Raw genomic sequence first — 23621 nt, 5'->3', positions numbered from 1 at the left:
ATTCGCCGGCTCAAGCTTCTTCCTGATCCGACAGCACCACGTTGCGGCCCGACTGTTTGGCGTCGTACAGCAGCTTGTCGGCGCGCGACATCATCAGCGCCGGGTTGTCGCCTGGCCGCCAGTCGGTGACGCCGCCGCTGAAGGTGATGCGTTGTTCGACAAAGGGGAAGGTGGTGTGGGTCAGCGCGATCTGCAGCCGGCTCATCACTTTTTGCGCGTCGCGCAGCCGCGTGTAGGGGAAGATCACCATGAACTCTTCGCCGCCGATGCGCGCGTTGATGTCGGTGTTGCGGGTGGTGTCGCGCAGCGCGTTGGCGACGGCCACCAGCACGTCGTCGCCGGCCTGGTGGCCATATTGGTCGTTGAAGCGCTTGAAGTGGTCGATGTCGAACACCGCGATGGCCATGGTCTGGCCGTAGCGCTCGCAGCGGCTGATCTCGTCGCGCAGCACCATGTCGGCGTGGCGGCGGTTGTACAGGCGGGTCAGGGGGTCGGTGACCGCCATCTCGGCCAGTTGTTGATTGCTTTCGTGCAACTGCTGTTCCAGCAGCTTGCGGCCGGAGATGTCATACAACGCGATCAGCGCCGACGGCTGGCTGTCGTGCCCCAGCCGGCGCAGAGAGGCGATCGCCCACAGCCGGCTCTTGTCCTCCAGCTCCAGCTCCACCTCTTGCTGCAACGCGTCCTCTCCCTCGCGCAGCCATTGCTCCACCGGCTGCAGCTTCAAGGGCAGGTTCAATTCATTGTCGGCGGCCTGCTCGGGATCGCGCGGCGGCAGGCCCAGCATTTCCCGCGCCGGTGAGTTGGCGTGGCGGATGCGGATGGTCTGGGGGTTCACCAGCAGCAGCGCCAGCGGAGCGGTGTCCAGGATCAGCCTGGCCTGCTCCTCGCTGGCGCGTATGCGCTCGTTGCCTTGCAGCAGCAGCTGGTGCTGGCGCAGATTGGACAGATGCTTGCGCAGCGCCAGCAGGGTCAGCGCGGAGAGGAACAGCCAGCCCGGGATCGCCAGCCAGGCCTTGTCCCAGACGTAGCGCGTGAAGTCGCGCCGCGACAGGCCCACCGCCACCTGGAACGGGTAGTTGCCGGTCTGGCGCATGCTGTACAGCCGTTCGCGGCCGTCGAAGCTGGATGGCGCGTCGAACAGCATCTGCCCGGGGTCGTGGGACAGGATTTCGCGTGGCTGCAGCGGCCGGTAGCTTTGCGGATCGTTGCCGCTGGTTTGAGGCCAGCGCGTCACCGTCAGCTGGCGCTGGTCCAGCACCAGGATCTCGCCGTGCTCCCCAACCGTCAGCCGGCTGACCTCGTCCTGGATGAAGTTGTGCTTGATCAGGCCGGTGGCCATGCCGATCAGGTTGCCTTCGCCGTCGTACAGCTTGTTGGCCAGCACGATGCCGCCGTCGGTGGGGCTGTGTATCACCGTGGTGTAGTTGCTTTCCTTGGGGTCGATCCGGTGCAGCCAGCGGCAGAATTCGTTGTGGTGCGGGGGGGATGCGCTGTCGCGCTTGCTGCTGAACACCGTCTGGCAGGCGGTGTCCACGATTTCGACGCGGCTGAGGTAGGGCGCCAGCTGCAGCAGCTGCAGCAGTTTCTGTGTCAGGTTCTGGCGCGTGCCGGGCTCCAACGTGCCGCTGCGCAGCAGGCGCTGGATTTCGGGAATCTGGTTGCTGCTCTGCAGGATCAGGCCGGCCTCGTGTATGCCGGAGCTCAGTCTTTCCGCCAGCAGCTGGCTGAGGCCGCTCGCTTGCCGGCCGGCCTCGGTTTCCAGCTGGCGGTAGCTGGTGGACAGGTCCACCGCCAGCAACGCGAGGGTCACCAGCAACAATAGCGCGGCCCCCCATTTGGCGTGGCGGGCGGAGCGGGAGCCGAATCTGGGCGGAGTCATGTCCATGAACGGTGAGGGCTATGCTTTGCTTATAGTAGGCATGTCCCCAGTATGACAGCTCTGCCCATGGCTGCGTAGCGCGTTACAGGGTGAAGCGCATGGACAGATCCAGCGCGCGCACGTCCTTGGTCAGCTTGCCCACGGAGATGCGGTCGACGCCGGTGGCGGCGATGGCGCGCACGCTGTCGAGGTCGATGCCGCCCGAGGCCTCAAGCTCGGCGCGGCCGGCGCTGATCTCCACCGCGCGGCGCATGTCGTCCAGCGACATATTGTCCAGCAGCACCAGTTTGGCGCCGTGGTTCAGCGCTTCCTCCAGTTGCGGCAGCGACTCCACTTCGATCTGCAGCGTGACGCCCGGCGGCAGGCCGGTCTGCGCCTTGGCCATCGCCTGGGCGACGCCGCCGGCGGCCATGATGTGGTTTTCCTTGATCAGGATGCCGTCGAACAGGCCGATGCGCTGATTGGCGCCGCCGCCTACGGTGACTGCGTACTTTTGCGCCAGGCGCAGGCCGGGCACGGTCTTGCGGGTATCCAGGATGCGGGCGCGATGGCCGGCCGCCGCGTCGACGTAGCGGCGGGTCTCGCTGGCGACGCCGGACAGCAGCTGCAGGAAATTGAGCGCGCTGCGCTCGGCGGTGAGCAGCGCGCGGGCCGGGCCGCTGATCCGGCAAAGCTCGCGGCCCGCTTCCACGCGTTCGCCTTCGGCCGCCAGCCATTCCACCGCGCAGCCCGCGTCCACCTGGCGGAAGCACTCGTCGAACCAGGCCTGGCCGCAGATCACCGCGTCTTCGCGGGCGATCACGCGGGCGGCGCCGGTTTTGTCTGCGGCTATCAGCCGGGCGGTCCAGTCGCAGGAACCGATGTCTTCGGCCAGGGCCAGGGATACGTGTTGGGCGATCAGGTGGTGGGCGGGCAGGGGCATGAAGGTCTCCATCCAAAAGCGTATTGTAACGGCAGGAGCCGGAGTTGGCGCGTCCGCTGGCGGCGAAAGTCCCGGAGGGCGCGCGGGCATCTGTTATGCTGAAGCCCGGTTTCTTTTGATTTGAACGTCATGGATTTGTCCGCATTGCTGTTTGCCGGCTGGGCGCCGTGGCTGGCCGGCGCGCTCGCGGCCGGGGCGCTGGCTTTCGCCGCGTTCCGGGTGCGATGGCGCATGTTGGATCCGGCCGCGCTGAATGCCTGGATGGGGGCCTGCGTGCTGGATCTGGCGCTATGGCTGCTGCGCGGCGGCCTGCAGCCGGGTTTGTCCTTCCATTTGCTGGGAGCGGCCTTGTTCACCTTGCTGATGGGGCCGTGGCTGGCGATGCTGGCATTGGCGGTGGTGCAGCTGGCCTTGGCCGCGGCCGGCCACGCCGACTGGCGGGCGCTGGGGCTCAATTGGCTATTGACGGCTCTGCCCGCGGTGGCGGTGACATCCGGCATGCTGGAGCTGGCGCGGCGGCGCTTGCCCGCGCATTTTTTCATCTACGTCTTCGTCAACGGCTTCCTGGCTGGCGGAGCCAGCCTGCTGGCGGCGGCCTTGTGCGGCGTGCTGGCGCTGGGCCTGGCCGGCGCCTATCCCTGGGACGCGCTGTTGGAGGAAGCATTGCCTTATTACTTCTTGCTGTCGTGGTCGGAAGCCTTCACCACCGGCTTGCTGCTCGCGGTGCTGGTGGTGTACAAGCCGCGCTGGGTGGCGACCTTTGACGACGGGCGCTATCTTGGAGGCAAGCCGGGCCCCGGCTGAGCGCTGTCAAGACAAGGAGAAGTCGATGCCGTTCGTACTATGGAGTCTGTTGTTGGCCGCGGTGCTGCCGCTGATCTGGGCTGGCGTGGCCAAGGCCGGGGTGCGTTACGACAACCATCGTCCGCGGGAGTGGGCGGCGCAGCTGGCGGGTTACCGCCAGCGCGCCAACTGGGCGCAGCAGAACGCCTGGGAGGCGCTGCCCACCTATCTGGCGGCCGTAACGGCCGCCTGGCTGATGAAGGTGCCGGTGGCTGAGATGAACGCCGCCGCCGCCGTGTTCGCGCTGGCGCGCGTCGCGCATGGCCTGCTGTACGTGGCGGACAAGGCGGCGCTGCGCTCGCTGGCCTGGCTGATCGGCCTGCTGGCCGTGCTTTACCTGTTTCTGCGCGCCGGCGGCGTCATCGCCTTATAGCCAGCCCTGCGCCTGCAGCGCGGCGCGGACCTGGGGCAGGCCCGCGGTGTGGAAGGCTTGCCAGCCCTGAGCGCGCGCGGCTTCCACGCATTCGATGTTGTCGTCGAAGAAGGCGATGGCTTCCGGTGCGACGCCCAGGGTTTGCTGGACGTGCTGGTAAACGGCGGCATCCGGCTTGCGCAGATGCAGCAGGTGGGAGGCGAAGGTGTGCCGGAAGTGCGGCAGCAAGCCGAATTCGCGGTCTATCTTGTCCCAGTGCAGCGCGTTGTTGTTGCTGAGCGCAGCCAGCGGGAAGCGGGTGGACAGGTCGGCCAGCAGTTCGCGGGCGCCGGGGTAGGCGCCGGCCAGCCAGTCTGACAGCTGCCGCAGCATCGCATCGGCGTCCACGCCCAGCTGCAGGGTGTCGGTCATCGCGGCGGCAAACTCCCGCGGCTCGCATTCGCCCAGATCCAGCTTGGCCACCCAGGGGCTGTTGATCCAGAACAGGCGCGCCTGTTCGCGCTCCAGTTTGCCGCCGGACAGCCGCACCAGCGGATCGATGCCGTTCCAGTCCACCAAGACGCCGCCCAGATCGAATACCAATACTTCCGCTTGCTTGCTCATTTGCTCTCCAAGGATATTGCGTTGTCGGGACGGCCGCGGGGCTTACAGAATCAGCGGCTCAGGCTCCAGCTCCACGCCGAATCTTTCTTTGACCGCATCCTGCACTTTGCGCGCCAGCGCGCGCATTTGAGCGCCGCTGGCCGCGCCGTGGTTGACCAGCACCAGCGCTTGTCTGTTGTGCACGCCGGCGTCGCCGTCGCGGTAGCCCTTCAGGCCGCATTGGTCGATCAGCCAGCCGGCGGCCAGTTTGACGCGGCCGTCGGCGGCGGGGTAGTGCGGCAACTGCGGATGGCGCTCCAGCAGCGCGGCGGCTAGTCCGGCGGCGATCACCGGATTCTTGAAGAAGCTGCCGGCGTTGCCCAGCACGGCGGGATCGGGCAGCTTGCTTTGGCGGATGGCGACCACGGCGCGGCTGACGTCCAGCGGCGTGGGTTGCTCCACGCCGTCGGCCTGCAGCTGTTTCTGGATATCGCCATAGCCGGTGCGCAGTTCGGCGCGGCGGGGCAGCCGGAAACGGACCGCCGTCACCAGCAGCCGGCCGGCGGCCTCATGCTTGAACACGCTGTCGCGGTAGCCGAAGCGGCACTCGGCGTTCGACAGCGTCAGCGCCTCGCCGTTCCGGTCCAGCTGCGCGCAGACCACTTCCAGCAGGCGGTCCTTCACTTCGACGCCGTAGGCGCCGATGTTCTGCACCGGGCTCGCGCCGACGGTACCCGGTATCAGGCTGAGATTTTCCAGGCCGAACCAGCCTTGGGCCAGCGCGTGCTGGACGAAGCCATGCCAGTTCTCGCCGGCCGCGGCCTCGACGATCACGTCATCGCCGTCCTCGCCCAGCAGACGGATACCGGCCAGCGCCACCTTGATGACCAGGCCGGGATAGTCGCGGGTGAGGAGCAGATTGCTGCCGCCGCCCAGCCACAGCACCGGGCCTTGTCGGTACAGCGGATGCGCGAGCAGGGCCGGCAGGTCGCTCGCATCGTCCAACTGGCAGAAATGCGCGGCGCGGACGGCCATGCCGAAGGTGTTGTGGGGGCGCAGGTCGACATCCGCGCGAAACTGCAGGGTCATAACAGGATTCCTTGGTCGCGGTGCAGCCGCTTGCGGCTGGCGCGGGCCAGATAATAGGTCAGAAGCAGGCCGGCCACGGTCAGGCTGATCACCAGCGCGGTCCAGAAGCCATAGATGCCCATCTGCGGCACGATCCAGTCGGTCAGCCCCAGCAGCATGCCCAGGCCCAGGCCCACCATCCAGAACGAGGTGATGTGGATCAGCATCGGCACCGCGGTCAGCTTGTAGCCGCGCAGCGCGCCGGAGGCGATGGTCTGGGCGGCGTCGGTCAGTTGATAGACGGCGGCGAACAGCAGCAGCGAGGTGCCCATCGCGATCACTCTGGGATCGGTACTGTACATCCACATGATGGGTTCGCGCAGCAGCAGCACCAGCAGCATCGCGCCGCCGGCCATCGCCAGCCCCATCAGCATGCCGACGCCGGAGATGAAGCGGGCGGCCTTGTAGTCGCCGGCGCCGGCGTGATGGCCGACCCGCACCGACAGCGCGGTGGCCACGCTTTGCGGCAGCATGTAGATCAGGCTGGAGAAGTTCAGCACCGACTGGTGGGTGGCCACGACCACGGTGCCCAGCTCGGCGATCAGCAGCGCGATGAAGGAGAACAGGCTCACTTCGACGAAGAAGGACAGGCCGATGGGCACGCCCAGCCTCAAGAAGGCAAGGAAGCGGCGCCAGTCCGGCGCGGCCAGTCCGGCCAGGATGCGGTTGTCGCGGAAATTGCGATGCCAGCTGACATAGGCGAGCAGCGCCAGGCAGTTGAACCAGAACGCGATGCCGGTGGCCCAGCCGCAGCCGGCGCCGCCCATCTTGGGCATGCCGAACAGGCCGTGGATCAGGATGTAGTTGAGTGGGACGTTCAGAGCCAGCGCCAAGAGGCTGACCACCATGATGGCCTTGGGGTGGCCCAGGCTGGAGGCGTAGGCGTGCAGCGCGCGGTGGATCATCGCCGCCGGCATGCCGATGGCCGCGCCGGTGATGAACAGCATCACCTTGTCGGTGACCTCGGGCGGCAGGTGCAGCCAGTGGCGCAGCGGCGCTTCCAGCGCCAGCATCAGGCCGCCGCCTAGGATGCCGAGGATGAGGCCGAACCACAAACCCTGGGCCGCGTCGTGGCCGAAGGCGCGCTGGTCGCGGGAGCCCAGGTGGTGGGACAGGATGGGATTGAGCGCGGCGACCACGCCCATCAGCGTCACGTAGGCGGTGATGAACACGCTGGCGCCCAGCGACACGGCGGCCAGGTCGTCGGTGCCGACGCGGCCGGCCATCACGGTGTCGACGAAGCTGGTGGCCACCTGGGCGATCTGGGCCACCATCATCGGCAGCGCGAGGCCGGCGATCTGGCGCGCTTCGGCCAGGATTTCGGCGCGCGAGGCGCGGTTGAGTTCGAACAGCATGCGGTCCTGCGGATTTGGGGCAGAAACTGCCGATTATAGCCGCCCCGCCCGCATACTGTCTGCATAAGGACGGCCAAGCCCCGTGGACATGCGCCACGTTGCGCTACGGAGTATAGACCCAGGCGCTTGGCAGGACGCGCTTAGAACCGTACCGGCGGATCGCGCCGCAGATCGCAGCTGATGATCAGCTCGCCGCCGAAGCGGGTGTTGATCGCCAGCGCGTCGGCCAGGCTGATGTCGCGGACGGTCAGTTGCCGTTCGCAGCGGTCTATCTCATAGCCCTGGTCGCGGGCGAAGGCGGCGAGGTCGTGCAGGGCGCTGTCGTCGCCAGACGGCAGCGGTGTGGCGCTCAGGCTGCCACAGAGGGGGCGAGGTCTTCCCACGGCATCAAAAATCGCAAAAGAGAAATCGGTATAGCTGTCTTGCAGGCAGTCGTACATTTTTGGCTCTCCCAGGTTCGGTCGCGCTGCGCGTGCCGGGCCTGGATGGCCGGCGACGCTTTAGCAGGATTTTTCGGCGCCCTGCAAGTTGTCATTAACTCGGCGCCTGAACCGATCCGAAACCGCCTGCGGGAGAGCATGCCCCGGCCAGCCATGAAAAAACCCGCTGGCCATTAAGCGCAAGCGGGTTGATCCGAATACGCTTTAGCTGGCATTTATCAAGCGCCCGCAAGCTGTGTCAAATCGGCGCATGAGCATTAGATTATGCCGATGGCAGCGGGCTGTCAACACCGCTTTTCCGCTAGCCCCGCTCCGGCAGCGCGCGGACGGTCGGCGGGATTTCATCGGGTATCGGCAGGCTGGAAGGCTCTTCCCTAGGCCCCTTCAGCCGCGTGGACAGCGCCAGGCCGCCCAGGCTGCCGCCCAGCGCCACGTAGAGGATTGCGGGCAGGCCGAAGCGGGTGGCGACGAGGCCGGCCAGCGCCGGCGCCGCGCCGCCGCCCAACACCTCGCCCAGTCCCACCACGATGCCGGTGGCGGCCGGCAGCAGCGCGGCGGGCACCGACTCCCCGGTCAGCGGGCCCACGGTCAGGCAGGTGAGGCTGCAGTTGAAGAAGGAAATGCCGAACAGCAGGATGAACAGCAGCCAGGGCTGGGCCGGCGCCATCTTGAGCAGCAGCACCAGCGCCGCGCTGGCGGCGAACGACAGCATCACCGCTGGTTTGCGGCCGTAGAGGTCGGACAGGCCCGGCACGATCAACTGGCCGATGAAGCCGCCGATGCCGATGGCGGAAATCACCGACGCCATTTCCATCGTCGACAGCCGCAGGTGGTCGGTCAGATAGTTGGGCAGCATCGCGCACAGCACGAACTGGCAGGCCAGGATGCAGAACATCAGCAGCACGTTCAGGCGGATATTGCCCAGCCGCAGCAACTGCCGCCATGGCAGGGGAGCGCCGGCGGGTTGGCCGGACGCGGGGGGCAGGTGGCCAAGCTCCGGCCGGTAATGGCGGTGGATCAGCCAGGCCAGCAGGAAGCCGGGCAGCGCCACCACGGCGAACACGCCGCGCCAGGAGCGCAGCGTTTCCAGCAGCCAGACGGCGATCAGCGGCCCCAGCGCCAGCCCCAGCACCGGAAACAACGCTTGCTGCACGCCCAGATTGAAGCCGCGCCGGTCCGGGTGGGACACCTCGGTGGCGACGGTGATGCCGGCGGGCGTGAACAAGCCCTCGCACACGCCCATCAGCGCGCGCAGCGCCAGCAGACCGAATAGGCCGCCCGCCAGCGCGGATAGGCCGGACAGCGCCGAAACCAGCAGCAGCGAGCCGACCAGCACCGCCTTGCGTCCCAGGCGGTCCACCATGCCGCCCACGGTCAGCGCGGCTAGGCCCCAGGCCATGGCCAGCGCGGCGGACAGGTTGCCCAGGTCCTGATAGTTCATCTGCAGATCCCGCATGATGACCGGGAACAAGGGCAGGATGATGAAGCGGTCCAGCCCCACCAGGCCGAAGCCCAGCGACAGCAGCGCCACCATGATGGTTTCGTGTCGCCCGGCGCCGGGGCCGGGCAGCGTTTGCTTGTTCATCGCGTTTTCCTGAGGCGTCGCCGACGGGCGAGCCTGCCCGCGGCCGCCCGCATGAATCGGGAGCCGATGGCCGGCGGCTGGCCGCGGCGGGAGTGGCGAAAGGGAAGGAGACGACGGGAGAGGGCAGGCGCGCCGTTCTGGCGCGCCTGTCAGGCGGATGGCCTCAGGCCGCCCACTGGCCCACCGCCATTTCGGCGGTGAAGCCCGGGCCGAAGGCGGCCAGCATGCCGATCGAGCCCTCTTCGGTGTTGGCGGCGAAGCGGCGGCTCAGCACGTCGAACACCACCACGCTGGCGATGTTGCCGGCTTCGGAAAGGCTGTTGCGGGAGTGGGCCACCTTCTCGGCCGGCAGCTCCAGCTTGTTGACCAGTTCGTCCAGAATCTTGCGGCCGCCGGTGTGGAACACGAAGAAGTCGTTGTACGAGCACTGCTGGTTGTATACCTGCTGGTTCAGCTCCTCCATCACCGGCGCCACGTCCTTGATCGAGTTCATCACCGCCTTGTCCAGCGTGAAGTGGAAGCCGGTGTCCTTGACGTCGTAGCGGATGAAGTGCTCGCTCTTGGGCAGGAAGAAGGAGCGGGTGCCCTTGATGTGGAAGCCGGCGGCGTCGTCGTCGGCGCGCACCACGCATGCCGACACCGCGTCGCCGAACAGCGCGGACGAGATGAAGGCGTGCAGCTTGGTGTCGTCCGGCTGGTAGCACAGCGACGAAAATTCCAGCGACACGATCAGCACGTGGTTGCGGCCGCCCAGGCTGGCGAAGTCGTGGGCGCGGTTGATGGCGGCGGCGCCGGCCACGCAGCCGAGCTGGGCGATAGGCAGCTGGATCGTCGATTGCGCCATGTTCAGGTCGTTGATCAGGTGGGCGGTCAGCGACGGCATCATGAAGCCGGTGCACGAGGTGACGATCACCATGCGGATGTCCTGCGGCGTCAGGCCGGCGCTTTCCAGCGCCTGCAGCGCGGCCTTGGACGACATCGCCCGCGCCTCGCGTTCGTAGACGATGCTGCGGTGGGTGAAGCCGGTGTGCACCGACAATTCGTCGATCGGCAGCACCAGGTGGCGGGTGTTCACCTCGGTGTTCTGGATCATCCTGCGCGCCAGCGGCAGGCGCGGATGATCGCCGTGCAGTTCTTCCAGGTGCTCGATCATCTGGGCCTGGGTGATCTTGTATTGCGGGAACAGCACGGACGGTTGGCAGAGCGTGGACATGGTTCAGACCTTTATATCAGTGAGTGGCTAAGATTCGGGGGCGTCGTTTTCATCCAGCGCGCTGGGCGGGGCGACGGGTCCCGCCCGGCCGCGATCAATCTTCCAGCACGAATTTGTAGGCGTATTGCCAGGCCAGGTTGCTCTCGCGCACATGCTTGCGCAGCACCATGCGCACGCGGGCGCCGATCTTCAGCCGGGACGGGTCGAGCACGTCCACGACTTCGGACGCGAGGCCGATGCCGTCGTCCAGCTTCAGCATCGCCATGTGGCGCGGCACGGTCTCGCCGTAGCCCATGCCGGCGAGAATGGGATTGGCGGCTTCCGACAGCGCGACGATGACGCCGGCGCGGGCGCAGCGGTAGGTTTCCACGCTCTGCGAGTTGCAGGCGCCGCACACGCTGCGGCGCGGAAAGAAGATTTCGCCGCACGCCTTGCAGCGCGTGCCTTCCAGGCGGTACTTGCCGCCATGCTCGCGCCATTCGCGCAGCATGCTGGCGGTGGTCATGCGGTGGATGTGTTCCGGATACAGGGACATGCTGACGCTCCTTATTCGTTGCCCAGTACGATGACCGAGTTGTGGGCGGCGTAGCCGCCGAGGTTCTGCGATACCGCGATGCGCGCGTTCTTCACCTGGTTGTCGGACTCGCCGCGCAGCTGGCGGAACAGCTCGGTGATGTGCAGGATGCCGTCGCAGCCGGAGGCGTGGCCGCGGCCGATGTTGCCGCCGTCGGTGTTCAAGGGCACTTCGCCGTCGATGGCGATGCCGCCTTCCAGTACGAAATGGCCGGCCTGGCCGGGCTTGCAGATGCCCATCGATTCCATCTGGATCAGGCCGGCGCCCAAGAGGTCGTAGACCTGGGCCACGTCGATGTCCTTGGCGCTGATGCCGGCTTTCTTGTAGGCGATCTCGGCGCAGGCGACCGAGTTGGCCGACAGCGCCATTCCGGTGTCGGTGGCGAGGCCTGGGTGGCGCAGCGTCGGATTGTGGTAGCGGGTGCCGAAGTAGTGCGACACGCCGGTGTAGGCGCAGCCTTTGATGAATACCGGCTTGTCGGTGTACTTGTGCGCCAGGTGCTCGGCCACCAGGATCGCGCAGCCGCTGGCCTCGCCCCAGGCGAGCATCGAGCCGTGCGCCTCGCTCTTTTTCAGCTCGTCCAGCGAGGGGATGGGCTGGCCGAAGCGGGTGGCGGTCGGCGTGTTGTGGGCATAGACGCGCATCTGGCGGCCGAAGGCGGCCAGCACGTCGGCTTCGCGGCCGGCGTAGCCGTAGCGATGGAAGTATTCCGAGGTGGCCAGCGCGAAGGCGTCGGTGTGCGAGATGCCCAGGAAGTAGTCGTACTCGCACTCGGTGCTGGAGCCGATGTATTCGGCGTAGTTGAAGTGGTCGGTCATCTTCTCGAAGCCGCCGCACAACACGATGTCGTACTCGCCGGACGCGACCATCTGGTGGCCCATCTGGAACGATACCGAGCTGCTGGTGCAGTTCGAGCTGGTGATGAAGGTGGGGGCGGGGCTGACGCCCAGCGTGTCGGAAATGGTCGGGCCCAGGCCGCCGTATTCCGAGATGCCCTCGCCGTGGTAGCCATAGGCCACGCCCTGGATTTCGCGGGCATCCATGCCGGCGTTGGCCAAGGCCTGGTAGGACGACTCGACGATCATTTCCTTGAAAGTCTGGCGGACCCGGCTGCTGCCCGGCTTGGGCGTGTAGGCCGCGGCCACGATGGCGACGCGTCGTGCGCTCATGATTATTCTCCTGTTGCTCGATCTCAGAGGTAGGCGGTCAGGGCGTAGTCCGGACGCAGGTACTTGAACTCGTACTTGATCGCGGTGCCGTAATCGATATGGCGCTTGGCGGCCAGTTGCGCGGCCAGCGGCTTGGCGCGGCGCTGGTGTTCGACGATTCCGTCTGTCACCGTCAGTGCCACGGCGTCGCTGCCTGCGCCGAAGCCGTAGGAGGCGAGCAGGATGCGTTGGCCGGGCTGGGCCTGGTCCAGCACCTGGATCAGGCCCAGCAGCGGGCTGGCCGCCCCGGTGTCGCCGACGCTGCCGGCGAACAGCGCCGCTTCCACTTGCTCGGCGGCGAAGCCCAGCTGCCGGCCCAGCGAGCGCGGCGTGGAGGCCACGTTCTGCTGGAACACCGCGTAGTCGAAGTCCGACGGCGAAGCCTTCAGTTTGTCCAGCAGGCCGCGCACCGAGCGGCGGGTCTGCTCTTCCAGGCCGATGCCGTTCTTGTCCGAGCCCAGGCCCATGCCGGAGCGGATGTAGCGCTCGCCTTGCGGGCGGATGTTGTCGGCGACGTCGGCGGCGCAGGAGAAGGTGGCGTCGATCTCGGCGATGACCTTGCCGCTGCCCAGCACCAGCGCGGCGGCGCCGGCTCCGGCGTAGGACTCGGTCAGATCGCCCGGCGCGGTGTGGCGGCCGATGGCGTCGGCGGCGACGATCAACGCGTGTTCCGCCATGCCGGCGCTCACCAGGGCCTGGCCGATCTGCAGCGCGGAGGTGCCGGATTTGCCGGCGAACTGGATGTCGGCGCAGTACAGGTCATAGCCTTGGCCCAGCATTTCCAGGATCACGGCGGCGGAGGCGCGGGATTCGTACGGGTTGGTGCAGGTGCCCAGGTACAGCGCGTCCAGCCTGGGGTGCCCGCCGTGTTCCAGCGCGCGCTGAGCGGCCAGCACGCCCAGCGTGATCACGTCTTCGTCGGGCTGCAGCACCGCGCGTTCGCTGACGCCCAGATGGTCGCGCACCAACGCGGCTTCAGTGTTTTTCCAGACGTCGACGACATCTTCTATCTTGAGCCGGCAAACCGGGATGGCGCTGCCATAGCTCACTATGCCTGCCTTCTTCATGGCGCTTCCTCTTCGCTAAACAGGATTGTGCGTGGGCGGTCGCAGCCCGTTTGGCGCCGAAGATTTTGGCGTGATGGACGGGCATGCCGCTAAAAAATACGAAACGTACCGTTTCCTTTTTTTAGTTAGCATGCCATTGGCATTTCGTGTCAATGGTAAATTTCGTGAACTTATAATTTCAGCCGAGCATGAATTATTTTCTTAATGAACAAAATGGACTAATTGAAATGTTATTTGAGATGATGGTTTGAATGAATCGACGGCGCGCGGCAGGTATGGAGTCTGCGTGAATGTCTGTTCTAGTTTGGTTTTTCTTGATGATTCATCAATCGAGACTAAGCAAAGTGAGATTTTTTTGCTGCGCAATTGATGAAAAGTGGACAATTTTTGCTTGAGCTGGAAATTTTCTTTAGCGCTTATGCGGTTTTGTTGTTTGAGGACAAGGTTTTTTTACTGGCGGTATTGTTGGCTGGCAGAACTTGGCGCAGGCAGCCGGATGGAGTGATATTTGTTTGTTTTGATATTGTTTTTTATAAGAATTTTATCTTTGGAATGAATTTCTGGTCTGAAGGATTCATTGGTTTGTTGTTGTTTTTTTACAAAGCAAGACACGGTGGCGGCGGCGATGAGTGTCGCGGCGAGGCGGTTCGGTGATATGTTGCCGCACACGATATTTTTGATTTCGGCGCAGTTGTCCTGCATGCATGCGCCGATGCCTTTGCTTGTTTGGAAAAGATAAGAATGTCGGCTCGGTTGGCGTTTATGGTCTGCGGGCATTTTGTTTCAGCAGAGTCTTGACGCATGATAATAAAACGAAACGTTTCGTTTTTTCTCTGTCACGCAGGCCGCCAGGATTAGCCTCGCCATCATGCCCGCGCGGCTTTCCGCGCAGCGCCGAGACCCGCTGGAGAGGCGCACCGCTCGCCGGCGGCATTTTAATCATGAATGGAATAGGAGGATGGATTCCCATGTCGCAGAACACCATAAGAAGCTCGACCGGAGCCGCGCGCAATCCGCAGACGCATCAGGCGATCCTGGCTTCGACGATAGAAATCCTCAAGGAAGTCGGCTATTGCGGCATCAGCATCGAGTCGGTGGCGCGGCGGGCCGGCGCCAGCAAGCCGACCATCTATCGCTGGTGGCCGAACAAGGCGGCGCTGATCGCCGAGGTGTATGAAAGCGAAAGCGGGCAGGTGAGGCAGTTTCCGGAATGCGGTTCGCTGAGGGAGGACCTGTCCTTCCTGTTGCACAATCTATGGCGGGTGTGGCGCTCTTCGATCTGCGGCGAGGCGTTCCGCAGCGTGATCGCCGAGGCGCAGCTGGACCCGCAGACCCTGATGCAGATGAAGAACGAATTCATGGGCCGCCGGCGAGAGTTGCCGCGCCAGCTGCTGGAAAGCGCCGAGCGGCGCGGCGAGCTGGCGGCGGACGCCGATCTGGAGCTGCTGCTGGACATGATATTCGGCTTCTGTTGGTATCGGCTGTTGACCGATCAACTGGACGCCGAGCGCGACATCGACGCCTTCATCGGCATGCTGCTGTCCGGCGCCGCCGCGCGCTGAAAGGCTTTCAATCCGCCGGCTGGCGCAGCTCCTGCTCCACCAGCCGGTAGCCGACGCCGGTTTCGGTGACGATGTGGCGCGGCATCGCCGGATTGTCTTCCAGCTTCTGCCGCAGATGGCCCATGTAGACGCGCAGATATTGGTTGTGTTCGGAGAATGACGGCCCCCATACCGCCAGCAGCAGCTCGCGGTGGGTGATGACCTTGCCGGCGTTGCGGATCAGCGTGGACAGCAAGCGGTATTCGATGGGCGTCAGATGCACCGGCGTTTCGCCCTTGTGCACCAGGCGGTTGACCAGATCCACCTTGATGTCGCCGAACTGGAAAGTTTGCTGAGCCGCCGCGCTGCCGTGGATGCGGCGGCGCAGCAGCACCCGGATCCGGGCCAGGCATTCGGCGACGCCGAAGGGCTTGGTCAGGTAGTCGTCGGCGCCGGCGTCCAGCGCCGCCACTTTCTCGGTCTCCTGGGTGCGGGCCGACAGCACCAGGATGGGGATGTCGCTCCACTCGCGCAGGCTCTTGATCACGTCTATGCCGTTCATGTCCGGCAGGCCCAGGTCCAGGATGACGAGATCGGGCTTGCGGGTCGCAGCCTCTATCTGTCCCTGCTTGCCGGTCTCGGCCTCGTAGACGGTAAGATTCTCCTCTTCCAGCGCCGCCGACAGGAAGCGGCGGATCGGCTTTTCGTCTTCGATGATCACTACGGAAATGGGTGCGTCGTTCATGTCTTGTCGCTCTTGTGGTATCAGGCGTCGTCCGGCGGCAGCGCGGGAGGCGCGCCCGCCGGCAGCGTGAAGCAGAAGCGGGCGCCGTGCGGACGGACATTGCCGGCTTCTATCGTTCCGCCGTGGTTTTCAATGATGGCGCGGCAGATGGCCAGGCCCAGGCCGACGCCGGGCGTGGTGGATTCCGGCGCGCCGCGCGTGAATTTGTCGAAAGCGCGGTGTTCCATGCTGGCGGGCAGGCCCGGACCGTCGTCGGTGACGGTGATGCGGACCTTGTCGCCGTCGTGGCGGGCGGCCAGCTCGATGCGCGATCCGGCCGGCGTGTACTTGCCGGCGTTCTCCAGCAGGTTGACCAGCACGCGCTCGATCAGCACCGCGTCGTATTCCAGCACCGGCAGGTCGCGGCTGAGATCCAGCTCCAGCTTGTGGCGGCGCAGGCTGCGCTCGCAGGCGCGCACGGCGCTGCCGACCACTTCGTCCAGCAGTTGCCATTCCTTGTTCAGTTTGACGCCGGACTGCAGCTTGGCCATATCCAGCAGATTGGTCACCAGCTTGGTCATCCGCAGCGCCTCGTCCTGGATGGACTGGGCGATCTCGGCTTGCTGGCCCGGCGGCAGGGTGGGGGCGTTCAGCATATTGGCCATGCCCAGCATATTGGTCAGCGGCGTGCGCAGGTCGTGGGACACCACCGACAGCACGCTGTTGCGCAGCCGCTCCGATTCCATCGCCACGATGGCGTCCTGCGCCACTTCCACGTAATGCACCCGCTCCAGCGCCAGCGCGATCTGGGCGGCGCAGGTCTCCAGCAGCCGCTGTTGCTCCGGCAGGAAGGGATGGACAGTTTCCTCCGGCAGCAGCGCGATGACGCCGCGCACCCGCATCGGCGCTTTCAGCGGCACGTAGAGCGCGGCGTTGGACGGCAGCGTGTTGGTGCCGAGTCCGGCCGGCTGCTGGTTGTCGAACACCCATTGCGCGACGCCGGCGTCGGCGTCGTTGCCGGTGTCGGTGGCGGCGCGCAGGCGGTCCTCGCTGTCGGGAATGAACAGCATCACCTTGGCGCGGAACAGCGGCTCCAGCCGGCCGACCGCGGTTTCGATGATTTGCGAGGCGGTCAGCGCGCCGGCCAGTTCGCGGCCCAGGTCGTACAGCGCGCGGGTGCGGCGCTCGCGGTAGGTGGCGATGGTGGCTTCGAAGCGGAAGCGGGCGGTCAGCTGGCTGATGATCAGCGCCACCACCAGCATCACGATGAAGGTCAGCAGGTATTGGGTGTCGGACACCGCGAACGACAGCTGCGGCGGCACGAAGAAGAAATCGAACGCCGCCACCGACAGGAAGGACGCCAGCACGCCGGGGCCGCGGCCGTAGCGGGTGGCGATCAGCACCACCGCCAGCAGATGCACCATGATCACGTTGGACAGCGCGAAATAGGGTACCAGTAGGTGGTTGAGCTCGGTGGTGGCGAAGCAGATGGCGGCGGCGGCGAGGTAGCCGCGCGCGGCGTTGCCGGACTCGCTGTCGCTGAACAGCAGGCTGGGCACGCGCTTGCCGCGCTTGTCCGCGTCTTCCTCCAGCTCATGCGCCACCACGTAGACGTCGACGTCGCCGGACAGGCGGCTGAGCTCGGCGACCAGCGAGCCTTCCCACCGCCGGGCGATCCAGCCGCGGCTGGATTTTCCGACCACCAGCTTGGATACGTTGCGGGTGCGGGCGTAGGCCAGCAAGGTGGCGGCCAGCGAGCTGCCGCCCAGCACCGTGGTTTCGGCGCCCAGCTCCTGCGCCAGCCTCAGCCCCTTCAATATCCGCGCGCGCTGCTCTTCCGGCAGCCGCTGCAGCTTGGGCGTCTCCACGTAGACGGCGATCCAGTCGGCGTCCAGATTGGCGGCCAGCCGCTTGGCGCTGCGCACCAGCTTCTCGGTGCCCGGTCCGGGGCCGACGCAGACCAGCAGCCGCTCGCGCGCGTGCCAGACCGGTTTGATCGACTGATCGGCGCGGTAGGCGCGCATCTGCGCGTCGACGCGGTCGGCGGTGCGGCGCAGGGCCAGTTCGCGCAGCGCCAGCAGATTGCCCTTGCGGAAGAAATTCTTCACCGCGCGCTCGGCCTGCTGCGGCAGATAGACCTTGCCGGCGGCGAGGCGGGACAACAGCTCGTCCGGCGGCAAATCCACCAGCGAGACTTCGTCGGCCATGTCGAACACATGGTCGGGCAGCGTTTCCCTGACGATGATGCCGGTGATCTGGCCGACCACATCGTTAAGGCTCTCAAGGTGCTGCACATTGAGAGTGGTGTAGACATCGATGCCGGCGGCGAGCAACTCCTCCACGTCCTGCCAGCGCTTGGGGTGGCGAGAGCCGGGGGCGTTGGAGTGGGCGAACTCGTCGATCAGGATCAGTTGCGGATTGACGGCGAGCGCCGCGTCGATGTCGAATTCCGACAGCGCGCGGCCCTTGTACTCGATCCGGCTGGGCGGCAGCACTTCCAGGCCGTCCAGCTGGGCCGCGGTTTCCTTGCGGCCGTGGGTTTCCACCACCCCGACCAGCACCTTGACCCCCTCCTGTTGCTTGATCCTCGCGGCGGCCAGCATGGCGAAGGTCTTGCCGACGCCGGCGCAGGCGCCGAAGAAAATCTTCAGCCGTCCGCGCTGAGCCTCCAGCTCTTCGCGCTTCAGTTCATCCAGCAGGGCATCCGGGTCGGGGCGCTGATCGGTCATGCGGGTTTAAGCTTTCTTGGAGAGTTCGTCCAGCGCCAGATTCAGCTCCAGCACGTTGACGCGCGGCTCGCCCAGCAAGCCGAAGGTTTCGCCGACGACGCGGCCGTCGACCAGCTTGCGCACCGCGTCTGCCGGCAGTTTACGCGCGGCGGCCACGCGGTCAACCTGGTAATAGGCGGAGGCCAGCGAGATTTCCGGGTCCAGGCCGCTGGCCGACGCGGTCACCAAGTCCACCGGCACCGGGCCGGTCTGGGTCGGGTGCGCCTTGCGGATGGCTTCCACATTGCCTTTCACCGCGGCCAGCTGCGCCGGATTGGTCGGGCCCAGGTTGGAGCCGCCGGAACTGCCGGCGTTGTACGGCATCGGGCTGGTGGCCGACGGGCGGCCCCAGAAGTATTGCTCGCCGGTGAAGCTCTGGCCAATCAGCCGCGAGCCCACCACCTTGCCGTCTTTCTCGATCAGGCTGCCGTTGGCCTGCGACGGGAACGCCGCCTGGGCGATGCCGGTGGTGACGAGCGGGTAGGCGAGGCCGGTGATCAGCGACAGGCCGCCGAAGATCACCAGCAGGGGACGAATGACTTTCATGATAATCCTTTCCATTCTATTGGCGCGGAGCGCGCCGCGCTCCGCATCGCCGGGTTCCCGGCATGCCGGGAACCGCGGCCGCCGCTTACACCAGGCCCATCGCGCCCAGCAGCATGTCGATCAGCTTGATGCCGGCGAAGGGCACCAAGAGGCCGCCCAGGCCGTAGACCAGCAGGTTGCCGCGCAGCAGCTCGGCCGCGCTTCGGGCATGGTATTTCACGCCTTTCAGCGCCAGCGGAATCAGCGCCACGATAATGACGGCGTTGAAGATCACCGCCGACATGATGGCCGAGGCCGGGCTGTTCAGGCCCATCACGTTCAGCGCGTTCAACTGCGGGTAGGTGCTGGCGAACGCCGCCGGGATGATGGCGAAGTACTTGGCCACGTCGTTGGCGATGGAGAAGGTGGTCAGGGAGCCCCGCGTCATCAGCATCTGCTTGCCGATTTCGACGATCTCGATCAGCTTGGTGGGATTGGAGTCCAGATCCACCATATTGCCGGCTTCCTTGGCCGCCTGGGTGCCGGTGTTCATCGCCACCGCCACATCGGCCTGGGCCAGCGCCGGGGCGTCGTTGGTGCCGTCGCCGGTCATCGCCACCAGCTTGCCTTCGGCCTGATGGCTGCGGATCAGCTTGAGCTTGGCTTCCGGCGTGGCCTCGGCCAGGTAGTCGTCCACGCCGGCCTCGGCGGCGATGGCGGCGGCGGTCAGCGGGTTGTCGCCGGTGATCATCACCGTCTTGATGCCCATCTGGCGCAGCTCGGCGAAACGCTCCTTGATGCCGCCCTTGACGATGTCCTTCAGCTCGATCACGCCCAGCGCGCGGTTGCCTTCGGCCACCAACAGCGGGGTGGAGCCGCGGCGGGCCACGTCCTCGGCGCTTTTCGCCAGCGCGTCCGGGAACTGGCCGCTTTGTTCCGCGATGTGGCGGCGGATGGCGTCGATGGCGCCCTTGCGGATCTGGCGGCCGTCGTAGTCGATGCCGGACATCCGGGTTTGCGCGGTGAACGGGATGAACACGGCTTCATGGCTGGCCAGCTGGCGTTCGCGCAGGTTGAACTTCTGCTTGGCCAGCACCACCACGCTGCGGCCTTCCGGCGTTTCGTCGGCCAGGGAGGCCAGTTGGGCGGCGTCGGCCAGGTCTTTCTCGGACACGCCCGGCGCCGGGATGAAGGCCGATGCCTGGCGGTTGCCCAACGTGATGGTGCCGGTCTTGTCCAGTAGCAGCACGTCCACGTCGCCGGCGGCCTCAACGGCGCGGCCGGAGGTGGCGATCACATTGGCGCCCATCATGCGGCTCATGCCGGCCACGCCGATGGCCGACAGCAGGCCGCCGATGGTGGTCGGAATCAGGCAGACCAGCAGCGCCACCAGGGTGGTGATGCTGATCGGCGTGCCGGCCTTGGCCGCGTCCACGCTGAACAGCGAAAACGGCAGCAGCGTCACGGTGACGATCAGGAACACGATGGTCAGCGCCACCAGCAGAATGGTCAGCGCGATCTCGTTCGGCGTCTTCTGGCGCTTGGCGCCTTCCACCATCGCGATCATGCGGTCGAGGAAGGTTTCGCCCGGATTGGCGGTGATCTTCACCACGATCCAGTCGGACAGCACGCGGGTGCCGCCGGTGACCGAGGAGAAGTCGCCACCTGACTCGCGGATCACCGGCGCCGATTCGCCGGTGATGGCCGACTCGTCCACCGAGGCCACGCCTTCGATCACGTCGCCGTCCACCGGGATCACGTCGCCGGCTTCCACCAGCACGTAGTCGCCCTTGCGCAGGGATGTGCCGTCGACGATGCTCTTGGCGGCGCCATGATTGCCGCCGGCCAGCTTCTTGGCCACCACATTCTTCTTGGCGGAGCGCAGGCTGGCGGCCTGGGCCTTGCTGCGGCCCTCGGCCAGCGCCTCGGCGAAGTTGGCGAACAGCACGGTGAACCACAGCCACAGCGCCACGGCCAGGATGAAGCCGGACGGGGCCTCGCCATGGCCGCCCAGCGACTGGATCCATAGCGCGGTGGTCAGGATGCTGCCCGCGTACACCACGAACATCACCGGATTGCGCCACTGGGTGCGCGGCGACAGCTTCCTGAACGAGTCGACGATGGCCGGCTTCATCAGCGCCGGATCGAGCAGCGACTTGCTCGCGCTCTTGTGGCTGGCGGCGGGGGCCGCCAGCTGCTTGGAATGATTATGGTCGTTCATATCGAGTTTCCTTGACTGACGCGCTTAGCGGGCGGCGAGCATTTGCAGGTGCTCGACCACCGGGCCCAGCGCCAGGGCCGGAACATAATTGAGGGCGCCCACCAGCAGCACGGTGCCGATCAACAGCGTCACGAACAGCGGGCCGTGGGTAGGCAGGGTGCCGCCGGTGACGGCCAGGCGCTTCTTGGCGGCCAGCGAGCCGGCGATGGCCAGGATGGGCACGATCATGAAGAAGCGGCCGAAGAACATCGCGAGGCCGGTCATGATGTTGTAGAACGGCGTGTTGGCGGACAGGCCGGCGAAGGCGCTGCCATTGTTGTTGGCGGCGGAGGTGAAGGCATACAGGATCTCGCTGAAGCCGTGCGCGGCCGGATTGGCGATGCCGGCTTTGCCCGCGGCCAGGCTGACGGCGATCGCGGTCAGCGCCAGCACCAGGGTCGGCGTCACCAGGATGGTGATCGCGGTCATCTTCATCTCGTAGGTTTCGATCTTCTTGCCCAGGTACTCCGGCGTGCGGCCCACCATCAGGCCGGCGATGAACACCGCCAGGATGGCGAAGATCAGCATGCCGTACAGGCCGGAGCCGACGCCGCCGAACACCACTTCGCCCAGCTGCATCAGGAACATCGGCACCAGGCCGCCGATCGGCGTCAGGGAATCATGCATCGCGTTGACCGCGCCGCAAGAAGCGGAGGTGGTCACGGCGACGAACAGCGAGGTGTCGATGATGCCGAAGCGGGCTTCCTTGCCTTCCATATTGCCGCCGGACTGCAACGCGCTGGCGCGCTGGTCTATGCCCAGCGAGCTGTACTGCGGCACGCCGGCTTGCTCGGCGCTGGTTTCCACCACCACCGCGGTGGCGAACATGATGGTCATCGCGGCGAGGATGGCCCAGCCCTGGCGGCGGTCGCCGACCATGCGGCCGAACAGGAAGCACAGCGCGGCCGGGATCAGGAAGATCGCGATGTCCTGCAGGAAGTTGGCCAGCGGCGTCGGGTTTTCATACGGGTGGGCGGAGTTGGCGTTGAAGAAGCCGCCGCCGTTGGTGCCCAGCATCTTGATCGCTTCCTGCGAGGCCACCGGGCCCATCGGCAGCGTCTGCGTCTGGCTGGTCTTGTCCTCCATCACCGGCTTGCCGTCCTTGCCCAGCACCGGGTTGCCCTTGGCGTCCTGCTTGGGCTGCTGGTATTTGACGGTTTCGACGGTATGAACGTCCTTGTAGGCGGACAGGTTCTGGATGGCGCCCTGCTGGGTGAAAACCAGCGCGAATACCACGGCCAGCGGCAGCAGCACGTACAGCGTCATCCGGGTGATGTCCACCCAGAAGTTGCCGATCTTGGCGCTGCTGTGGCGGGCGAAGCCGCGGATCAGCGCGATCACCACCGCGGCGCCGGTGGCTGCGGACACGAAGTTTTGCACCGTCAGTCCCAGCATCTGGGTCAGGTAGCTCATCGTGGTTTCGCCGCCGTAGCCTTGCCAGTTGGTGTTGGTGACGAAGGAAACGGCGGTGTTGAACGAGGAGTCCGGCGATACCGCGGCCATCGCCTGCGGATTGAACGGCAGCATGCCCTGCAGCCGTTGCAGCGCGTAGACGGCGACGACGCCCAGCACGTTGAACAGGATCAGCGCCACCGCGTAGCCGCGCCAGCCCATCTCTTCATCCTGCTTGATGCCGGCCAGGCGGTAGAACGCGCGCTCCAGCGGCGCGAAGAAGCGGACCGGCCCGACATTTTCCCCCTGCATGACGCGCGTCATGTAAGCGCCCAGCGGCCAGGCCAGCGCGATCAGCACAACCAGGAACAAGCCCAGTTGCAGCATGGCGGGTGTGCTCATGATTAGAAATTCTCCGGTTTGACCAATGCGTAGATCAGGTAGACGAACAGTCCCAGCGCCAGCAAGGCGCTGATCAGATACCAGGCAGTCATTGCTTGCCTCCCAAACGGTCGCAGGCTGCGATCAAGAGCCAAGTCAGCGCGCCGAACAGCGCGATGAGGCCCAGGTAGAGCAGATCCATAACGAAAATCTCCATACGTAATGTGCGATGTGGAAGGTAATCAAACCGGCGTCAAAAACATGATAAAAGCGCGCCAATGGACATAAAGAAAATATAAAAATTATCTTTATTGGCAATTTTTTGATTGATTAATTAGCGGTTTGGCTATTTTTTGGTATTTTCTTTAGCTGGAGAGCCGGGATGTCGGCGAGTTTGAAGGCTTTGTCCGTCGGGCATCAACGGGCCGTTAGGGCGGGAGAGGGAGATGTAAAGAAAAACAGGAGACGCTCAGCCTTGGGCGGGGAAAGGCTGCAGGGGGCCAGCGGCCCCGGGCGGAGAGTTCAGAACAGATCGTCGCAGCGATCTGCCAGGAAGCGGGCGTCATCGCGGTCGTGCGCGCGCTGGCGAACCTTCTGTTGGCGGGATCGTTCCTCGTCGCTCAGCTGGGGCTTGGCTACTGCGTAGAGAAAGCTTTCATGTTGGTCACGGGCTTGTTTTCTGCGAACGCTCAGGGGGATACGAGAAATCATCCTGCACCTTTCGATCTCGAAACGTGGGCTTCTCAGGGGGGCCTGGCGGCTGGCGTGCTATTGGGTGTCGCAAGCGGTCAGGCTGCGCCCTGACAGTATCAAGTTGACTCGATTTGCCTGGTTTGTAAAGCACTTGGGTGTAAATCG

At 65.6% G+C, this 23621-nt stretch carries 23 protein-coding genes; 5 read left to right on the top strand and 18 right to left on the bottom strand.

Annotated elements, in window-relative coordinates; all coding sequences use genetic code 11:
* Nucleotides 1–10: 10 nt before the first annotated feature.
* Both VA599_RS10350 and nadC read right to left on the bottom strand, forming a co-directional pair.
* Nucleotides 11–1882, bottom strand: coding sequence for a sensor domain-containing diguanylate cyclase (locus VA599_RS10350; protein ID WP_158677559.1), 1872 nt, complete (start codon nt 1880–1882; stop codon nt 11–13).
* An 82-nt stretch (nt 1883–1964) separates the two neighbouring features.
* Entirely contained in the window at nt 1965–2804 is an 840-nt protein-coding gene (gene nadC, locus VA599_RS10345) for a carboxylating nicotinate-nucleotide diphosphorylase (RefSeq protein ID WP_346788492.1), read from the bottom strand.
* 129 nt (nt 2805–2933) lie between these two features.
* Here nadC and VA599_RS10340 point away from each other — a divergent pair, with 129 nt between their 5' ends.
* Both VA599_RS10340 and VA599_RS10335 read left to right on the top strand, forming a co-directional pair.
* On the top strand, nt 2934–3608 hold the full coding sequence (locus tag VA599_RS10340) for an energy-coupling factor ABC transporter permease (RefSeq protein ID WP_346788491.1): 675 nt from the start codon (nt 2934–2936) through the stop codon (nt 3606–3608).
* Between the two features lie 25 nt (nt 3609–3633).
* Nucleotides 3634–4020 carry an MAPEG family protein gene (locus VA599_RS10335; RefSeq protein ID WP_346788490.1) on the top strand — a complete coding sequence of 129 codons (387 nt, stop codon included), beginning with the start codon at nt 3634–3636 and terminating at the stop codon, nt 4018–4020.
* Here the strand turns inward: VA599_RS10335 and VA599_RS10330 are convergent.
* The 9 genes from VA599_RS10330 to VA599_RS10290 form a co-directional block, all read right to left on the bottom strand.
* Nucleotides 4015–4623 carry an HAD family hydrolase gene (locus VA599_RS10330; RefSeq protein WP_346788489.1) on the bottom strand — a complete coding sequence of 203 codons (609 nt, stop codon included), beginning with the start codon at nt 4621–4623 and terminating at the stop codon, nt 4015–4017. The genes VA599_RS10335 and VA599_RS10330 overlap by 6 nt on opposite strands.
* 42 nt (nt 4624–4665) lie before the next feature.
* Nucleotides 4666–5691: a UDP-N-acetylmuramate dehydrogenase gene (gene murB / locus VA599_RS10325; protein ID WP_346788488.1), complete on the bottom strand. Its 1026-nt coding sequence runs from the start codon at nt 5689–5691 to the stop codon at nt 4666–4668.
* Entirely contained in the window at nt 5688–7085 is a 1398-nt protein-coding gene (locus VA599_RS10320; protein ID WP_346788487.1) for an MATE family efflux transporter, read from the bottom strand. The genes murB and VA599_RS10320 overlap by 4 nt, the downstream gene beginning before the upstream one ends.
* A 140-nt stretch (nt 7086–7225) precedes the next feature.
* A complete protein-coding gene (locus VA599_RS10315; protein ID WP_346788486.1) occupies nt 7226–7525 on the bottom strand; it encodes a hypothetical protein in 300 nt (99 codons plus the stop codon).
* Between the two features lie 301 nt (nt 7526–7826).
* The gene (locus VA599_RS10310; RefSeq protein WP_346788485.1) at nt 7827–9110 is read right to left on the bottom strand and encodes an MFS transporter; all 1284 of its coding nucleotides are present in this window, start codon (nt 9108–9110) and stop codon (nt 7827–7829) included.
* Nucleotides 9111–9273: 163 nt separating this feature from the next.
* A complete protein-coding gene (locus VA599_RS10305) occupies nt 9274–10323 on the bottom strand; it encodes a type III polyketide synthase (protein WP_021476366.1) in 1050 nt (349 codons plus the stop codon).
* A 94-nt stretch (nt 10324–10417) separates the two neighbouring features.
* The gene (locus VA599_RS10300; protein WP_346788484.1) at nt 10418–10858 is read right to left on the bottom strand and encodes a Zn-ribbon domain-containing OB-fold protein; all 441 of its coding nucleotides are present in this window, start codon (nt 10856–10858) and stop codon (nt 10418–10420) included.
* Between the two features lie 11 nt (nt 10859–10869).
* Entirely contained in the window at nt 10870–12066 is a 1197-nt protein-coding gene (locus VA599_RS10295; protein WP_021476364.1) for a thiolase family protein, read from the bottom strand.
* A 23-nt stretch (nt 12067–12089) separates the two neighbouring features.
* The gene (locus VA599_RS10290) at nt 12090–13172 is read right to left on the bottom strand and encodes a hydroxymethylglutaryl-CoA synthase (RefSeq protein WP_346788483.1); all 1083 of its coding nucleotides are present in this window, start codon (nt 13170–13172) and stop codon (nt 12090–12092) included.
* Nucleotides 13173–13203: 31 nt separating this feature from the next.
* On the opposite strand from VA599_RS10290, the gene VA599_RS10285 reads away from it, so the two are divergent.
* The 3 genes from VA599_RS10285 to VA599_RS10275 all read left to right on the top strand — a co-directional run bounded on the left by VA599_RS10285 (nt 13204) and on the right by VA599_RS10275 (nt 14734).
* Entirely contained in the window at nt 13204–13377 is a 174-nt protein-coding gene (locus VA599_RS10285; RefSeq protein ID WP_346788482.1) for a hypothetical protein, read from the top strand.
* Between the two features lie 182 nt (nt 13378–13559).
* Nucleotides 13560–13826 (top strand): hypothetical protein, encoded by a 267-nt coding sequence (locus VA599_RS10280; protein WP_346788481.1) that lies wholly within the window; start codon nt 13560–13562, stop codon nt 13824–13826.
* Nucleotides 13827–14140: 314 nt separating this feature from the next.
* Nucleotides 14141–14734: a TetR/AcrR family transcriptional regulator gene (locus VA599_RS10275; RefSeq protein WP_346788480.1), complete on the top strand. Its 594-nt coding sequence runs from the start codon at nt 14141–14143 to the stop codon at nt 14732–14734.
* Nucleotides 14735–14741: 7 nt separating this feature from the next.
* On the opposite strand, the gene kdpE is transcribed toward VA599_RS10275, so the two are convergent.
* From kdpE to VA599_RS10240, 7 genes are all read right to left on the bottom strand, one after another.
* Nucleotides 14742–15458, bottom strand: a complete 717-nt coding sequence (gene kdpE / locus VA599_RS10270) for a two-component system response regulator KdpE (protein WP_021476360.1) — start codon at nt 15456–15458, stop codon at nt 14742–14744.
* Between the two features lie 20 nt (nt 15459–15478).
* Nucleotides 15479–18166, bottom strand: a complete 2688-nt coding sequence (locus tag VA599_RS10265; protein WP_021476359.1) for a DUF4118 domain-containing protein — start codon at nt 18164–18166, stop codon at nt 15479–15481.
* Nucleotides 18167–18172: 6 nt separating this feature from the next.
* On the bottom strand, nt 18173–18751 hold the full coding sequence (kdpC, locus tag VA599_RS10260) for a potassium-transporting ATPase subunit KdpC (protein ID WP_021476358.1): 579 nt from the start codon (nt 18749–18751) through the stop codon (nt 18173–18175).
* An 85-nt stretch (nt 18752–18836) separates the two neighbouring features.
* On the bottom strand, nt 18837–20951 hold the full coding sequence (gene kdpB, locus VA599_RS10255; protein WP_021476357.1) for a potassium-transporting ATPase subunit KdpB: 2115 nt from the start codon (nt 20949–20951) through the stop codon (nt 18837–18839).
* Between the two features lie 24 nt (nt 20952–20975).
* Nucleotides 20976–22784, bottom strand: coding sequence for a potassium-transporting ATPase subunit KdpA (gene kdpA, locus VA599_RS10250; RefSeq protein WP_031296121.1), 1809 nt, complete (start codon nt 22782–22784; stop codon nt 20976–20978).
* Nucleotides 22785–22786: 2 nt separating this feature from the next.
* A complete protein-coding gene (kdpF, locus tag VA599_RS10245; RefSeq protein ID WP_021476355.1) occupies nt 22787–22876 on the bottom strand; it encodes a K(+)-transporting ATPase subunit F in 90 nt (29 codons plus the stop codon).
* A 409-nt stretch (nt 22877–23285) separates the two neighbouring features.
* A complete protein-coding gene (locus VA599_RS10240) occupies nt 23286–23474 on the bottom strand; it encodes a hypothetical protein (protein ID WP_011135152.1) in 189 nt (62 codons plus the stop codon).
* Between the last annotated feature and the right edge of the window lie 147 nt (nt 23475–23621).

Origin of the sequence: Chromobacterium indicum (assembly GCF_039708975.1) — a bacterium.
In the GTDB taxonomy this organism is placed as follows: domain Bacteria; phylum Pseudomonadota; class Gammaproteobacteria; order Burkholderiales; family Chromobacteriaceae; genus Chromobacterium; species Chromobacterium piscinae.
Note: the sequence above shows the minus strand (reverse complement) of the source record. Positions and strands in the feature narration are given on the sequence as shown.

What these genes read in the sequence shown, in the direction of transcription:
- VA599_RS10350 (WP_158677559.1), bottom strand. Translation starts at nt 1,882, where the DNA reads ATGACTCCGCCCAGATTCGGCTCCCGCTCCGCCCGCCACGCCAAATGG.
- nadC (WP_346788492.1), bottom strand. Translation starts at nt 2,804, where the DNA reads ATGCCCCTGCCCGCCCACCACCTGATCGCCCAACACGTATCCCTGGCC.
- VA599_RS10340 (WP_346788491.1), top strand. Translation starts at nt 2,934, where the DNA reads ATGGATTTGTCCGCATTGCTGTTTGCCGGCTGGGCGCCGTGGCTGGCC.
- VA599_RS10335 (WP_346788490.1), top strand. Translation starts at nt 3,634, where the DNA reads ATGCCGTTCGTACTATGGAGTCTGTTGTTGGCCGCGGTGCTGCCGCTG.
- VA599_RS10330 (WP_346788489.1), bottom strand. Translation starts at nt 4,623, where the DNA reads ATGAGCAAGCAAGCGGAAGTATTGGTATTCGATCTGGGCGGCGTCTTG.
- murB (WP_346788488.1), bottom strand. Translation starts at nt 5,691, where the DNA reads ATGACCCTGCAGTTTCGCGCGGATGTCGACCTGCGCCCCCACAACACC.
- VA599_RS10320 (WP_346788487.1), bottom strand. Translation starts at nt 7,085, where the DNA reads ATGCTGTTCGAACTCAACCGCGCCTCGCGCGCCGAAATCCTGGCCGAA.
- VA599_RS10315 (WP_346788486.1), bottom strand. Translation starts at nt 7,525, where the DNA reads ATGTACGACTGCCTGCAAGACAGCTATACCGATTTCTCTTTTGCGATT.
- VA599_RS10310 (WP_346788485.1), bottom strand. Translation starts at nt 9,110, where the DNA reads ATGAACAAGCAAACGCTGCCCGGCCCCGGCGCCGGGCGACACGAAACC.
- VA599_RS10305 (WP_021476366.1), bottom strand. Translation starts at nt 10,323, where the DNA reads ATGTCCACGCTCTGCCAACCGTCCGTGCTGTTCCCGCAATACAAGATC.
- VA599_RS10300 (WP_346788484.1), bottom strand. Translation starts at nt 10,858, where the DNA reads ATGTCCCTGTATCCGGAACACATCCACCGCATGACCACCGCCAGCATG.
- VA599_RS10295 (WP_021476364.1), bottom strand. Translation starts at nt 12,066, where the DNA reads ATGAGCGCACGACGCGTCGCCATCGTGGCCGCGGCCTACACGCCCAAG.
- VA599_RS10290 (WP_346788483.1), bottom strand. Translation starts at nt 13,172, where the DNA reads ATGAAGAAGGCAGGCATAGTGAGCTATGGCAGCGCCATCCCGGTTTGC.
- VA599_RS10275 (WP_346788480.1), top strand. Translation starts at nt 14,141, where the DNA reads ATGTCGCAGAACACCATAAGAAGCTCGACCGGAGCCGCGCGCAATCCG.
- kdpE (WP_021476360.1), bottom strand. Translation starts at nt 15,458, where the DNA reads ATGAACGACGCACCCATTTCCGTAGTGATCATCGAAGACGAAAAGCCG.
- VA599_RS10265 (WP_021476359.1), bottom strand. Translation starts at nt 18,166, where the DNA reads ATGACCGATCAGCGCCCCGACCCGGATGCCCTGCTGGATGAACTGAAG.
- kdpC (WP_021476358.1), bottom strand. Translation starts at nt 18,751, where the DNA reads ATGAAAGTCATTCGTCCCCTGCTGGTGATCTTCGGCGGCCTGTCGCTG.
- kdpB (WP_021476357.1), bottom strand. Translation starts at nt 20,951, where the DNA reads ATGAACGACCATAATCATTCCAAGCAGCTGGCGGCCCCCGCCGCCAGC.
- kdpA (WP_031296121.1), bottom strand. Translation starts at nt 22,784, where the DNA reads ATGAGCACACCCGCCATGCTGCAACTGGGCTTGTTCCTGGTTGTGCTG.
- kdpF (WP_021476355.1), bottom strand. Translation starts at nt 22,876, where the DNA reads ATGACTGCCTGGTATCTGATCAGCGCCTTGCTGGCGCTGGGACTGTTC.
- VA599_RS10240 (WP_011135152.1), bottom strand. Translation starts at nt 23,474, where the DNA reads ATGATTTCTCGTATCCCCCTGAGCGTTCGCAGAAAACAAGCCCGTGAC.